Origin of the sequence: Synergistes jonesii, assembly GCF_000712295.1 — a bacterium.
In the GTDB taxonomy this organism is placed as follows: Bacteria; Synergistota; Synergistia; order Synergistales; family Synergistaceae; genus Synergistes; species Synergistes jonesii.
The window spans coordinates 12,567-26,445 of record NZ_JMKI01000047.1 but is presented as its reverse complement, the minus strand read 5'-3'; the positions used below and the strand labels follow the sequence as shown (position 1 = coordinate 26,445).

The 13,879-nt window shown below is 55.5% G+C and carries 11 protein-coding genes and 5 tRNA genes; 9 read left to right on the top strand and 7 right to left on the bottom strand.

Annotated features, from left to right (window positions below; translation table 11 throughout):
- Positions 1-27: 27 nt before the first annotated feature.
- From hflX to EH55_RS10915, 4 genes are read right to left on the bottom strand one after another with little or no spacing between them, the layout of a single operon-like run.
- Positions 28-1,188, bottom strand: a complete 1,161-nt coding sequence (gene hflX / locus EH55_RS10930; RefSeq protein ID WP_081839559.1) for a GTPase HflX — start codon at positions 1,186-1,188, stop codon at positions 28-30.
- Positions 1,185-1,865 carry a (d)CMP kinase gene (cmk, locus tag EH55_RS10925; RefSeq protein WP_037977791.1) on the bottom strand — a complete coding sequence of 227 codons (681 nt, stop codon included), beginning with the start codon at positions 1,863-1,865 and terminating at the stop codon, positions 1,185-1,187. The genes hflX and cmk overlap by 4 nt, the downstream gene beginning before the upstream one ends.
- A gap of 35 nt (positions 1,866-1,900) precedes the next feature.
- Complete coding sequence (locus tag EH55_RS10920; protein ID WP_037977788.1) at positions 1,901-2,821, bottom strand: dihydroorotate dehydrogenase; 921 nt, start codon at positions 2,819-2,821, stop codon at positions 1,901-1,903.
- On the bottom strand, positions 2,811-3,596 hold the full coding sequence (locus tag EH55_RS10915; protein WP_160170747.1) for an iron-sulfur cluster-binding protein: 786 nt from the start codon (positions 3,594-3,596) through the stop codon (positions 2,811-2,813). The genes EH55_RS10920 and EH55_RS10915 overlap by 11 nt, the downstream gene beginning before the upstream one ends.
- 99 nt (positions 3,597-3,695) lie before the next feature.
- On the opposite strand from EH55_RS10915, the gene ade reads away from it, so the two are divergent.
- Positions 3,696-5,423, top strand: coding sequence for an adenine deaminase (ade, locus tag EH55_RS10910; RefSeq protein WP_037977783.1), 1,728 nt, complete (start codon positions 3,696-3,698; stop codon positions 5,421-5,423).
- Between the two features lie 160 nt (positions 5,424-5,583).
- Here ade and EH55_RS10905 read toward each other — a convergent pair whose 3' ends face one another.
- Together EH55_RS10905 and EH55_RS10900 are read right to left on the bottom strand one after the other, a co-directional pair.
- Positions 5,584-6,561, bottom strand: a complete 978-nt coding sequence (locus EH55_RS10905) for an aldo/keto reductase (protein ID WP_201769374.1) — start codon at positions 6,559-6,561, stop codon at positions 5,584-5,586.
- 25 nt (positions 6,562-6,586) lie between these two features.
- Entirely contained in the window at positions 6,587-7,756 is a 1,170-nt protein-coding gene (locus EH55_RS10900; protein WP_037977781.1) for an iron-containing alcohol dehydrogenase, read from the bottom strand.
- Between the two features lie 293 nt (positions 7,757-8,049).
- On the opposite strand from EH55_RS10900, the gene EH55_RS10895 reads away from it, so the two are divergent.
- The 5 genes from EH55_RS10895 to EH55_RS10875 all read left to right on the top strand — a co-directional run bounded on the left by EH55_RS10895 (position 8,050) and on the right by EH55_RS10875 (position 8,510).
- Positions 8,050-8,126 (top strand) — tRNA-Arg (locus EH55_RS10895).
- Positions 8,127-8,152: 26 nt separating this feature from the next.
- A tRNA-His gene (locus tag EH55_RS10890) sits at positions 8,153-8,229 on the top strand.
- A gap of 19 nt (positions 8,230-8,248) precedes the next feature.
- A tRNA-Lys gene (locus EH55_RS10885) sits at positions 8,249-8,324 on the top strand.
- Between the two features lie 26 nt (positions 8,325-8,350).
- Positions 8,351-8,426 (top strand) — tRNA-Lys (locus tag EH55_RS10880).
- Between the two features lie 9 nt (positions 8,427-8,435).
- Positions 8,436-8,510 (top strand) — tRNA-Val (locus EH55_RS10875).
- Positions 8,511-8,767: 257 nt separating this feature from the next.
- On the opposite strand, the gene EH55_RS10870 is transcribed toward EH55_RS10875, so the two are convergent.
- Positions 8,768-9,106, bottom strand: a complete 339-nt coding sequence (locus EH55_RS10870) for a hypothetical protein (RefSeq protein WP_141730557.1) — start codon at positions 9,104-9,106, stop codon at positions 8,768-8,770.
- Positions 9,107-9,704: 598 nt separating this feature from the next.
- Here EH55_RS10870 and EH55_RS10865 point away from each other — a divergent pair.
- The 3 genes from EH55_RS10865 (at position 9,705) to EH55_RS10855 (ending at position 13,865) form a co-directional block, all read left to right on the top strand.
- Complete coding sequence (locus EH55_RS10865) at positions 9,705-10,811, top strand: M24 family metallopeptidase (RefSeq protein ID WP_037977775.1); 1,107 nt, start codon at positions 9,705-9,707, stop codon at positions 10,809-10,811.
- 85 nt (positions 10,812-10,896) lie between these two features.
- Positions 10,897-12,093 carry a DUF3798 domain-containing protein gene (locus tag EH55_RS10860; protein WP_051682847.1) on the top strand — a complete coding sequence of 399 codons (1,197 nt, stop codon included), beginning with the start codon at positions 10,897-10,899 and terminating at the stop codon, positions 12,091-12,093.
- A gap of 161 nt (positions 12,094-12,254) precedes the next feature.
- Positions 12,255-13,865, top strand: a complete 1,611-nt coding sequence (locus EH55_RS10855; RefSeq protein ID WP_037977773.1) for a sugar ABC transporter ATP-binding protein — start codon at positions 12,255-12,257, stop codon at positions 13,863-13,865.
- The last annotated feature ends 14 nt before the right edge of the window (positions 13,866-13,879 follow it).

The following is a 13,879-nucleotide window of genomic DNA, read 5'->3' as shown; positions in this document are numbered from 1 at the left end:
AAGCCGCCGGAGCGCGCCCTCTCTTTCTTATAATATATCCTTTTGTACCTTTGCGGCAACTTCATCGGCAAATATTTTTTTTATTTCGCCGAGCAGCTCTTCGAAGCCGCTGCCGTCGATCGCGCAGGTGCTGACGACGCGCTCTCCGCGCGACCTTATCTCGGCCGCCGTGAAGAGCGCCGATTCTCCGCATTTGTCTATCTTGTTGAGCACGACGATTCGCGGCAATGCGCCGGCGCCGAGCCCCCGCAGCGTATCGAGCACTATGTCGAGCGTCTCGCACGGATTTTTTCTCGACGCGTCGAGCACGACGAGCAGCAGGTCGGCGTTCGAAGCCTCCTCGAGCGTAGCGCGGAAGGCCGCTACGAGCTCCGGCGGCAGCTTGCGTATAAAGCCGACTGTGTCCGAGAGCAAAAAAGAGCCGCTGCCGTCGCGGTAGGAAACTCTTCTTGCGACGGTGTCGAGCGTCGAAAAGAGCTGATCCTTCGCCAGTATCTCAGAATCCTTGGAGAGAGCCTTTAAAAGCGTCGATTTGCCGCTGTTCGTGTAGCCTACAAGAGCCGCTACAGGAACGCCGCCGCGCTTTCTGCGCTCGCGCCTCTCGCCGCGCCGCCTGCGCACCTCTTCAAGGTTCTGTTCTATGCCTCTTATGCGACGGTCCAGCTTCCTGCGGTGGCGTTCGAACTCCGTTTCGCCAGGACCGCGGGTGCCGATGCCGCCGCCGGTACGCGACATCTGGCGGCCGAGCCCCTTGAGGCTGGGAATCTCGTAGCGGTACTGCGCGAGCTCGACCTGAAGCTTCGCCTCGGCGGTAACGGCGCGCCGCTCAAAAATTTTCATTATGACAAACGCACGGTCCCAGACTACTAACCCCGTCAACCTCTGTAGATTGCTCCTCTGCGTCGGCGTCAGAAAATCGTCGACGACGAGATGGGTTATCTCGTTCGGCGGCGCGTATTCCTTTATCTCAAGCGCCTTGCCCGCGCCGAGAAAATACGCTGGGTCCGGCGCTTTGCGCTTCTGCACGACGCGCGCCGCGACAGGCACCTCCACGTTTTTAAGCAGCATCACAAGTTCGTCGAGCGAGAGAGAGACGTCGTCGGCGTCTCCGCAGGAGAGCGCCGCTATCACAGCCTTCTTCGGCTTCATAGATAAGTCGATCAGCGGCGCCCGCTTCTGTCTGCTCAACGCTCTTTCCTCCCCATGAACTCGACGGCGAGCGACGCTATCGCGTCCGTCACGGCCTCAGCGTCCATATCGGAGCTGTCAAGGATTATGCAGCCCGGCGCCGGACGCAGCGGCGCTATTTCGCGCGTCATGTCGTAGCTGTCGCGCTCGACGACCTGTTTCAATATCTCGTCATAGTCGACATCTTCTCCGCGCGCCCTGCGCTCGCGATAACGTCTGCGCGCCCGCTCCTCGGCCGAGGCAGTAAGAAATATTTTAAGTTCGGCCTCAGGGAAAACGACCGTCCCCATATCGCGCCCGTCGGCGACAAGGCCGTTCGCCGCCTGTGCGCGCTGAAGTCCCGTCAAAGCGTCGCGTACCTCGGCGCGCGCGGCGTAGGCCGAGACTATCCTGTCTATCTCCGGCGTGCGTATCGCGGCGGTAACGTCCGCCCCGTCGGCACATAGCCCGCCGGGGCGCAGCTCCAGGTTGAAGGAAGCGAGGGCTTTCGTTATGCGCTCGCCTTCGTCGGGCGCTATTCCCTCTTTATTCAGCTTCCAGGCGACGGCGCGGTAAAGCGCGCCCGTGTCGAGATATGGCAGCCCGATGCGTTCTGCGACGGCGCGCGCTACTGTGCTCTTGCCGGCTCCGGCCGGTCCGTCTATCGTTACTATTATTTTCTTCGTTTTATCGGCCATAGTACCGCCCCTCGCATAATCGGCCCGCTTGCGCGTCAGCGCTCGATGCGCGCGAGCCCGACTATTTCCGTCAGTCTTTCCTTACCGTATCTTCCAATGAATTCCGGCAGCCCGCCGCATATAGCCCTTCCAGCTCCGATATCGCCGAAGAACGCGCTGCCGACCTCGACGGCGGACGCTCCGGCGAGCATCATACCGGCGCAGTCCGACGCCGTAGTCACGCCGCCGCAGCCGACGACCGGGATCCCGACCGCTCCGGCGACCTGCCAGACGACGCGCAGCGCGAGCGGGAATACTGCGGGGCCCGAGAGGCCGGCCACGGCTCTGCCGAACGCCGGCCTGCCAGAGCACATATCTATCGCCATGCCGAGCCACGTGTTCGCACAGACGATCGCGTCCGCGCCCTCCGCCTCCGCCGCGCGCGCCACAGCGGCCGGGTCGGCGGCCTGCGGCGTCATCTTCACCCAAAGAGGGGCGCGCCACGCCTTTCTCGCCGCGGCTGTAGCCTTCGCCGTGGAATCGCACGACAGCCCCCACGACATTCCGTCGCCGTCGACGTTAGGACAGGAGATGTTCAGCTCAGCAGCGGCGAGCCCTTCGACATCCTCAAGCACGCGCAGCGTCTCTTGAGTGTCGGCCTCGGATTCCATAACGATATTCGCTATTACCGGGACCGGGCAGTTTTTCACAAGGGCTGAATAGTCTTCGACAAATTTTTTTGCTCCCACGTTCTGCAGACCGATGCTGTTCAACACGCCGGACGGAGTCTCCCAGAGACGGATTCCGCGATTGCCGCGCCTCGGAGCAAGGCTTATCGCCTTCGTGCAAAGCGCGCCGAGTCCCTCAAGTCTTTCGCCGCTCCAGAACTCAGGAGAGTAAGGCCATACGCCCGAGGCCGCGATGACTGGGGTCCTGAGCTTTATGCTTCCTATCTTAGCGGTTATGTCAATCGTCATGGAGATCAACCTCGTCCGCTCTGAACATCGCGCCGTCGACGCAGACGCGCTTCGGCCCGTTCGCCGTCTCTACAACGCAACCCATGCAGCCCCCGAAGCCGCAGGCCATTCTTTTGTCGATGATATAGTAAAGTTGCCGAGGCGTCCTTTCATAGTAGAGGCGCATCGCGTCAAGGAAACCTGGAGGTCCGCAGCACCAGAGCTGCCTCCCTTCGCCGAGCGGACGCGGAAGCACGTTGAACATCGAATTCCCTTCACCGAAGGAGCCGTCGTCGGTATAAATTTTCGCGTCCGGGTGTATCGACAGTATCTTATCCGCTAACGCTTCGCAGCCCCGCCCCGGCATACCTACGTAAAGGGAGGCGCTCTTTGCGCGCTCCTTCTTCTTCAGCATGACGGCGCCGACCCCCACGCCTCCGGCCGCAAGCAGCAACTCTTTCGCGCTGTCGGGGTACGCGGCGCCGATGAGCCCGCGGACCCTAAGCGAGGCGCCCGGCTGCACCTTCGAAAGCAATTCCGTTCCCCTGCCGATAATCATATAGCAGATCGAAATTTTTCCGCTCTCGGCGTCGGCCACGGCGAAAGGGCGTCCGAGCATCGGATCGCTGCCCTGCGACGCGTAAACCATCACGCCGTTTCCCGCCTTCGCCCTTCGCGCAAGCTCAGGCGCTGCAAAAGTCATCCAGAAAATCCTATCGGCGAGCTTTATATTCTCTGTCACAGGCAGAATATAATCGTCCACCGCATGCGGTGCGCAGCCGCACTCCGCCATCATCATTCCCCGCTTTCGCGATACGCAGATTTGCTGATAAAATATAACAGCTCATTTAATTTATTTTACCATTTTGAGCATAGATAATGGGAGGCATATGAGATGAATTTCAAACCGCTGCTGAAGGCCGCGCTCGGCGAGCAACCCTGCGACACGTTATTTACGAACGCCCGCTTCGCCAATCTCTACACGATGGAAATCGAAAGCGGCAGCATAGCCGTCAAGGACGGAGTTATCGTAGGAATAAACGAAGAGCTCGAAGCGCGCGAAACAACAGACTGCGGCGGCACGCTCCTCGTCCCCGGCTTCATCGAGGGGCACATACACGTCGAAAGCACCTTTATGACGCCGCGAACTCTCGCCGCCGAGATTTCGCCGCTCGGCACTACGACGGTCATGCCGGACCCGCATGAGATCGCGAACAGCTGCGGCGTGGAAGGCATACGTTTCATGCGCCGCGAAAGCTCGGGGCTGCCGGTCGATTTTTATTACGGCGCTCCTTCATGCGTTCCCGCGTCCGAATTCGAAACGCCTTATGAGAGCATCGAGGCGGAGGAGGTTGGGAAGCTGCTCTCAAACGGCCTTTGCACCCACTTAGGCGAAATGATGAACTTCACCGGCGTCATCTTCGGCGACGATAGGACCTGGGCGAAGCTCGACGCGGCGGAAGGGCGCGTCATCACCGGACACGCGCCGCGCGTCAGCGGCAAAGAGCTCTCCGCCTACCTGCTTGGCAAAATAACCTCGGACCACGAATGCTGCAGCGCGGAAGAGGCGCTCGAAAAACTGCGCCGCGGTATGTACTTAATGATAAGGCAGGGCGCCACGGCGAGAAACCTCGCGACGCTCGCGCCTCTGCTTGCCGGACATCCCGAATTCGCCGTGCGCTGCCTCTCCGTCACCGACGACACCACGCCGGACTTCATAGCGGAGCGCGGACATTTGGACGGCTCTTTGCGCGAACTGGTAGAATGCGGAGTGCAACCTCTCGCCGCGCTGCGCACGGTGACGCTGACGCCGGCCGAATACTTCCGCCTCGACGACAGAGGGGCGATCGCCCCGGCGAAAATCGCCGACCTCGTAATGCTCGACGATCTGAAAAAATGCACGGTGCAGAAGGTATGGAAAAGAGGAGAGCTCGTCGCCGAAAACGGCAAAGGCACGATCGCCATAAAAGGAGCCGTGCTCTCCGAACTGCCGTACTGCGCGCGCAGCGTGCGCACGCCGGACGCCGAGGCATTCGCGGTCCCGGTAAAGAACGCCGGGGCCGTGATCAACGTGATCGGCATACTCCCCGGAGAGGTCGTCACAAAGACGACTAAGATGAAGCCGACGATCGCAGAGGGCTTCGCCTGTGCCGACGCCGGAAGAGACCTCGCCAAGATGGCCGTCGTCGAAAAAAATAAGAGCACCGGGCGCACCGCGGTAGGCTTCCTGCACGGCTTAGGCCTCAAGCGCGGCGCTATAGCTTCGTCGGTCGCGCACGACGCGCACAACTACAGCTGCGCCGGCATGGACGACGTGTCGATGGCGGCCGCGCTGCGCGAGCTTTCGCGCATAAAGGGCGGCATCGTCGTCACGGAGGGAGAAAAGATACTCGCCAAGCTCGAACTGCCGGTCGGCGGGCTGATGAGCCTGCTTACGGCCGACGAAATCAGAGAAAAAATGTCGGAGCTCGGAAGAGCGCGCGATTCCCTCGGCTGCACTAACAAGCACGCTTTCATGCATCTGAGTTTTATGTCGCTCTCCGTCATCCCAGAGCTCAAGCTGACGGACAAGGGCTACTGCGACATCACGGGAGGCGGCTTCGTGCCACTCTTCGCGGAATAATGGCAAAACATTTAAACCGCACAGGGGCCCCTGAGCGGGCCCCTAATGTTATACGATGCGGCGATTTAAGGCGAATATTTTTCATCTTAAGCACAGTACAGATAAGAGCCGCGGCGGCCATGCTTTATACACGGAAACTTCTACCCGCTCATCGTCGCAGTCAATACCAATCATGCTTTTCATCGCGGCCCAGCGCTTTGATCGCCGTCATTTCTTCATCAGTCAATTCAAATCCGAACAGATCCAGATTCTCTCTTATATGATCAGGATTGCTGGAGCCGGGAATCACCACTACCCCCTTCTGAAGATTCCAGCGCAAGATGACTTGCGCGGAAGATACTCCATGCGCCTTCGCTATCTCCGTTATCGTTTTATCTCCCAACAGCTCAGCTGTATGCCCTCTGCCGCCGAGCGGATACCACCCCTCCATGACTATGCCGAGAGAATGTACATAATCTACCACTTCATTCTCCTGGTAATACGGGTGGATTTCGTTTTGAACCACCGCCGGCAAGATCGTGATCTTCGGCAGGAATTCTTTCAGCTCTTTGATGTACCAGTTGGAAAGGCCGATAGAACGAATCTTGCCGTCAGCAGCGGCTTGTTCCATGGCCTTATACGCATCTATGTCGCCTTTCCCAGGATGGTGCAGAAGCATCAGGTCTATGTAGCCGACATCCAGTTTTTTAAGCGCTTCATCGATAGCGTTAGGCGCGTCGGCGTACTGGTCGGGATACAGCTTTGTGGTAATGAAAACATCTTCACGCGGTATCCCGGTCTTTTTTATTCCCTTGCCTACGAAGTCTTCATTATGATACATGTAGGCCGTGTCGATAAGCCGGCCTCCGCTTTCCAGCTCGGTAACTACAGAGTTTACACAGCTATCGCCCAAAAGACTGTAGGTGCCCAACCCAAGAATCGGCATCGCATAGCCGCTGTTTAGCATAACGGTTTTAGTCTCGAAGTCGAATTTTCCGCTTGTTACACGGCTTCGGTTGGCGCTCCGCGCCTCCGCCGTAGCGTCGATGTCGCACCGTAGAGTATTCTTCTCAGACGCAAAGGCGCCGGAAGAAATACACGCCAACTGTACGACAACAAGCAGCAGGTACAAAAGCAGATGGACGGCGGCCTTTCTCATGCTATCTCTTCCCTCTGTGAATACCCTACAACGATCTTCTGAAAATTTCCGCGACTTCGCTCTCATCGAGCACCTTATAACCGCCTTTGAGAATCAGCGTTCCCTTCACAAGATCGGGAATCATCTCTTTCGTAGCTCCCAGCTCCGTTATGTTCATAACCAAGCCAAGATGTTTCATCCAGCCTTCCATCGCGGCGAGCCCTTCGCGCGCGATTTCTTCTTCCGTCTTTCCATTCACGCAGACGTCCCAGACGTTAGCCGCGAAGCGCGCGAATTTTGGCAGAGCGTAAGTAAGTATATGGCGATAATATTGCAGCGACACGGCGGCGAGCGTCATGCCGTGAGTCGCGTTTGTCATAGCGCCGACCGACTGACCAAGCATATGGATCATCCAGTCGCACGATTTACCCTTTGCGACGAGCGTGTTGAGCGCCCATGTCGCGGTCCACATAAGATTGCTCCTCGCCTCATAATTCAGAGGATCCTTTACGGCCTTGCGGCTCGAATGAAGCAGCGAGCGCATCAACCCTTCGCTGATATAGTCGCTGGTGTTGTCGTCATCCCCTGAGAAATACTGCTCGCAGATGTGGTTGAAAATATCGTAAACGCCCGCGACCATCTGATATTTTGGAAGCGTCAGAGTATATTTAGGATTCAGAATAGAGAATCTCGGCATAATCTTTTCATCGGCGAATACGTGTCCGATCTTCAATTTTTTCTCAGGATTCGTTATGACTGCGCCCGCGTTCATCTCGGAGCCAGTTCCGGCCATCGTCAGCACGCAGCCGACGGGCAGAGTCTCGCATTCAGGTTCTTCAAAGCGGATAAAATACTTATCCCACGGATCTTCACTGCAGTTCACAGAGACGGAAAGCGCCTTAGCATAATCGCAGACCGAGCCGCCGCCTACTGCAAGAATCATATCCGTGCGTTGCTTTCTCGCCGCCTCTATGCCCTCGTAAAGTTTCTGCAGCGTAGGGTTGGGCATGACCCCAGGAAGTTCCGCCACATTCTTGCCGGCGGCTCTCAAAATCTCTATCACGTCTTCATAGATTCCATTCCTCTTGATGGAACCGCCGCCATAGACAAGCAGCACGTTGTCGCCGTATTTTTTCAGCTCGTTTCCGAGAAATTTCAGAGAGTCATCGCCGAAATATAATTTTGTTGGATTACAGTAAGAAAAATTGCCAAGCACTGCCGGCACCTCCATTTTCATTTGGATAGCAATATTATACTTGAGGGCGGCATGTTTACAAATGCTTATAACTTATTCGATGTTATTCATGTGAGGCATATCTCCCGGCTGCAAGCGCCGCGAAGCGCCTTGGCTGACAGCAGAGCGTTTGCCTCGTTCTCGATTTTCCAGCAGCAATTTCGTATAGATGGCAACATATCATCATATTATAAAAGTAAAAAGTTATTTTTCATATTGACATGAGTGGATTTTCAGATATAATAATTTGGTGCTTCGGCAGAGGCAGTGAGTATGCGCCTGTAGCTCAGTTGGATAGAGCAACTGCCTTCTAAGCAGTGGGCCGGGGGTTCGAGTCCCTTCAGGCGCGCCACTTTACAGCGGAAGCAGAGCGCTACGGTGAGTGTAGCTCAACTGGTTAGAGTCCTGGATTGTGGTTCCAGTTGTTGCGGGTTCGAGTCCCGTCACTCACCCCACTTTTTTCAATAAGCGGCCGGATCGTTAGCTCAACTGGCAGAGCACCTGACTCTTAATCAGGGGGTTACAGGTTCGATTCCTGTACGATCCACCATCTTTTGAAAAAGTTTAATGATAAAAGGATCGTTAGCTCAACTGGCAGAGCATCTGACTCTTAATCAGGGGGTTACAGGTTCGATTCCTGTACGATCCACCATCTTCATAAGGGCGATTAACTCAGCGGTAGAGTGTCACCTTCACACGGTGGAAGTCGTTGGTTCGAACCCAATATCGCCCACCATTGCAAACACAGGACTTTCGGGATTTTCCGAAAGTCCTTTTTATTTTTTTCAATCTACCGATTGGCTACACGCTGCGCATCGTTTTATGATAAGCGCTTTATTTACCGCTGGCGCATGATCTCGTAAAACCCCAATTAATAAAATTTCACGGTCTGGCGAATCGCTTCGACGGATCGTAAATTGTTTTTCGTATATTTCTGCCGCTGCTATATATTTATTTCTTTTCTTCAAGCTTCAGAGGCCGTTCTGGCCCGCCCTACTGAGGCTGCCACTGTCCGTTCTGATTGGGATCAGGCTTCTTCGGTTGCCTGAGCTGGCCTTTCTGATGCTGAGGCGGCTGTCCTGGTTTAGCATTCTGTCCGGGCCATCCTTGCTGCGGCCCGCGGGCGTTGGGCTCCGGTTTGTTGTTGCGCCAGTTGTCCTTGACGAAAAAATAGTTAGAATACCTCAGATCGCGGTTTTTTCCGACATTCACCCCGCCGAGCTCAAAGGTATACTGTTCGTCTTTTCTTACGTTCGGGACTCTCAAAGTCACCTCTTTGCCCGTCGTCTTGATGATCTTAGCCGGAAGCTTATTACCTCTCGAGTCACGCACGATTATGCTCTGATTAGTGCGCACCACCGTTTCGGCGAATAGAACGACCTCCTTGCCGTTTCCGATATACTTTAGATCTCCGGCCCGTCGGCGAAAGCGGCAGCGCAGGCGATAGCCAGAGCAAGCAGCGCTACCGCTATTATCGTCAATTTCTTTTTCATAACAATTCCCCTTAAATTTCAATATAGAAAACATAACGTCGGAATGTGGCAAATATATGACGATAATGTGTAAATAATAAGCGGCACATTCCGCTGATTATTCTCCATTTCATTTAAACGAAGAAATGACGATGGCGTATCGCATTACGTAGCCTTTAACTTTAAGGGTTCATATATCAGAGCCAATGAAAGCATACTACGGAAATATCACGAGAGGCGCCATCGCCGTTCTCAAGGTGTTCTCAAGCATTCACTGCTTGACATATCAGCGCTGCGGCTTAAAATATTAAAGAGCGCGGTGTTTTGCCTGCGAGTGTTGTGCGAAACGGAGTTTTTGCAGGTCAGTGATTTCATTGAACGGTAAAATATAAATTTTTTGTTTATTCTTTTTGTTTACAGACCATAGAATCTTGTCTGACAGGAGGCAGTTGCCAATCATGATAAAAAAAGAAAGAGTCGAACGCTTGGCGCAGTTTCTCAGGGAGAAAGACATTGACGCCTTTTATATCGGCCCTTCGGCTGACCTTGAGTATATAAGCGGGCTCGACACGCACCCCGACGAACGAGTGCGGGGACTGATGGTCTCGAAGGAGGCGCGCTGTTTTGCGATGACGCCGCTCCTTTACGAAGAGGAGATCGTAAAGGCTTTCGGGGAGGTGCCCTTTTACGCGAAGTGGGACGACCACGAAGGCTTCACCGGCGCATTCCGCCGCGGCTGCGAATATCTTGGAATCGTCGGTGGAAAGATCGCTTTCAACGACGGCGTGCGCGCGGTGGATATGCTCGCCGTCCGCGATGCGATGCCGATGGAAATGATAAACGGCGTCGACCTGCTCGCCGGGCAGCGCTCGCATAAGGACGCCGAGGAGCTCGACCTGATGCGAAAAGCAGCAGATATAGCGGACGGCGTAACCGCGAAGCTGCAGAAGTTCATTCGCCCGGGCATGAAGGAGCGCGATGTAGCAAAGAAGATCGTTGAATTTTTCGAAGAGGGCGGCTCTTCGAAGCTTTCATTCGAACCGATAGTCGCAAGCGGCCCCAACGGCTCGATGCCGCACTACTCCGGCGGCGAACGCGTCATCGGCGATAACGATATCGTAATTCTCGACATCGGAGGGCGCTACGGTGGCTACTGTTCAGACATGACGCGCACCTTCTTCACAGGCACTCCTACCGAAGAAATGAAAAAAATATACGAAATAGTCAAAAAGTCCCAGGCCGCCGGCGAAGCTGCGGTAAAGCCGGGAGCGACAGGGCAGGACGTCGACCGCGCCGCGCGTCAGGTGATAGTAGACGCAGGCTACGGTAAGTATTTCTTCAACCGCGTCGGCCACGGCATCGGCATCGCCGACCACGAATCGCCTTATATGATCGAAGGCAACGATGTGCCCCTCGAGGCGGGCAACGTTTTCAGCGTGGAGCCTGGCATATACATTCCCGGCAAGTTCGGAGTGCGAATCGAGAATATCGTAGCTGTGCGTCGCGACGGCACCGGCGAAGCGCTCAACCATTTTACCCGCGAGATCACAATCTGCGGGGAGTGACCCTGTGGAAGACATGGAACGGATAGGCTCCTCCGTTCCATGTTTTTCATATACACCAAACAAATCAAAGGGAGGAATTTTTTTCATGAGAAGGACAGCAGCAATAGCTTTTTTCGCACTGATCGCCGCGGCTTTGATGGCAACGGCGGCCTTTGCGGCGAAGCCGGAATTCCACATCGGAGTCGCTACGCTGACGGTTTCTCAGGCTGAGGACACCTACCGCGGAGCCGAGCGCCTGATCAAGGAATACGGCGACGTCGACCGCGGCGGCATAATCAAGCACGTGACGATGCCCGACAACTTTATGTCAGAAATGGAAACGACCATTTCGCAGATAGTCGGACTTGCGGATGACCCGCTTATGAAGGTCATAGTCGTTGACGACGCCATACCCGGAACGACCGAGGCTTTTCGCCGCGTTAAGGAGAAGAGGAAGGACATCCTCTGCTTTGCCGGCGAACCCCAGGAAGATCCGAACGTCATCACCAGTACGGCCGACTTCGCAATCGGCGTAGACAACATCATGCGCGGCTACCTTATCATCAACACAGCCAAGAAACTTGGGGCAAAGACCTTCGTGCATATCTCGTTCCCGCGCCACATGAGCTACGAGCTGCTTTCACGCCGCCGCGCCATTATGGAACAGGCATGCAAGGACCTCGGCCTCAAATTCGCGTTTGAAACGGCTCCCGACCCGACTAGCGATGTCGGCGTAGCCGGAGCTCAGCAGTTTATCCTTGAAAAGGTGCCGGCCTGGGTAGAAAAGTACGGCAAAGAGACGGCGTTCTTCTGCACCAACGACGCACAGACCGAGCCTCTGCTGAAGCAGGTCGCAAAGTGCGGCGCCCTCTTCGTAGAGCCCGACCTCCCGTCGCCGCTGATGGGCTATCCCGGAGCCTTCGGCATAGATCTCAAGAATGAAGCAGGAAATTGGCCCGCTATCATGAAGAAGGTCGAGAAGGCCGTAATCGACGCCGGCGGCAAGGGACGCATGGGTACATGGCCGTATTCTTACGGCTGGAGCACAGTCTGCGCGCTCGCCGAGTACGGCAAGCGCATAACGGAAGGAAAGGCGAAGCTCTATAACACGAAGGACCTCTGGGCCTGCTACGACAAATATACGCCAGGCGCAGCCTGGAACGGAGCTCCGTATTTCGACATGGCGCGCCAGATGAAAATCAAGAAGTTCGTGCTCGTGTACGAGGACACCTACGTTTTCGGACGCGGCTATATGAAAGTTACGGACGTAGAAGTTCCTGAGAAATATCTTAAGATCAAATAGCAATTCGGAAATATTACGTTGAATCTTTCCGGCGCGGCAAAACCCCGCGCCGGAAAGATATTTTGGATGCGTTCCGGCCCGTTATGCCGGCCTTCGGAACGCTTTTGAGGCCGAGTGCCGCTGACAACAGGAACTATATTGGCAATCACGAGGTGAAATGTATGCCCACAGAAGTTCCCCTTTTGAAAATGGAGAACATCGGAAAAGAATTTTTCGGCAACCGCGTCCTCCAGAATGTAACATTTTCGCTGCAGCCAGGAGAAATTATGGGACTTGTCGGCGAAAATGGCGCGGGAAAATCAACTTTGATGAATATACTCTTCGGCATGCCCGTCATTCAGGAGACCGGCGGCTACGAAGGGAAAATCTTTATCGACGGTCAGGAAGTCAAGTTCAAGGACCCGCTCGACGCCCTTGAAGCCGGCATCGGAATGGTCCACCAGGAATTTTCGCTTATCCCCGGTTTCAGCGCGACAGAGAACATTCTCCTCAACAGGGAATCCACAAAGTACAATTTTCTGGTCGAGATATTCAGCGAGAGGCTGATGACGCTTGACCGCACCAACATGAAAAAAAGAGCGGAGAAAGCTATTAAGACGCTCGGAGTCGATCTCAACCCCGACACCTTGATCAGCGAAATGCCTGTAGGACACAAGCAGTTCACAGAGATAGCCCGCGAAATAGACAGAAGCAAGACGCGGCTGCTGGTCCTTGACGAGCCGACCGCCGTCCTTGCTGAGAGCGAGGCCAGTGTCCTTATCTCGGCGCTGAAGAAACTCTCCGAACAGGGCATCGCGATAATATTCATCTCTCACAGGCTTAATGAAATCATCGACCTTTGCGACAAGCTGATAGTCGTCCGCGACGGCCGCGTAATACAGGAAGCGCGCACGGAAGACACCAACGTGCGCCAGATCGCCGCGTGGATGGTAGACAGAAAGGGAGACAGCAGGCAGGAAGAAAAGAGGGAACAGAAACGTCGCGATATAGGAGAGGTCGTCCTGCGCACAGAGCATCTATGGGTGGATATGCCCGGAGAGACGGTGCGCGACGTTTCCATTGAGGTGCACAGGGGGGAGATATTCGGCATAGGCGGTCTTGCCGGACAGGGCAAGGTCGGCATATCGAATGGAATAATGGGGCTTTACGCGGCGGGCGGCAAGGCCTTTCTGCGCGGCAAGGAGATAAAGCTCAACGATCCGGACGCTTCTCTGAGGGAGGGAATGGCTTTCGTCTCCGAGGACCGCAGGGGCGTCGGGCTTCTGCTCGACGAAGGTATCGACTGGAACATCACCTTCACCGCGATGCAGGTGCAGGAAAAATTCATTAAAAAGCTGCTCGGCGGTATGATCAAATGGCGCGACGACAAGGCCATCGACGAGTGCACGAAAAAATACATCGATTCGCTCGAGATACGCTGCACCGGGCCGCGTCAACGTGCCATAGAGCTCTCCGGCGGCAATCAGCAGAAGGTATGCCTCGCGAAAGCCTTCGCGGTGAACCCTGAAATACTCTTTGTCTCAGAGCCGACGCGCGGCATCGACATCGGCGCTAAGAAGCTCGTCCTCGATACGCTGCACAGGGTCAACGAAGAAGATGGAACGACGATCATCATGACCTCCTCGGAGCTTGAGGAGCTGCGCTCCATCTGCGATCGCATAGCGATAATAAACGAGGGCAGGGTCTCGGGCATACTGCCGGCTTCGGCAAAGGCCGAGGAATTCGGCATGCTGATGCTCGGGCACGTCGAAGAGCCGGCCGAAGCAAACTGACAGAGGGACGCAGG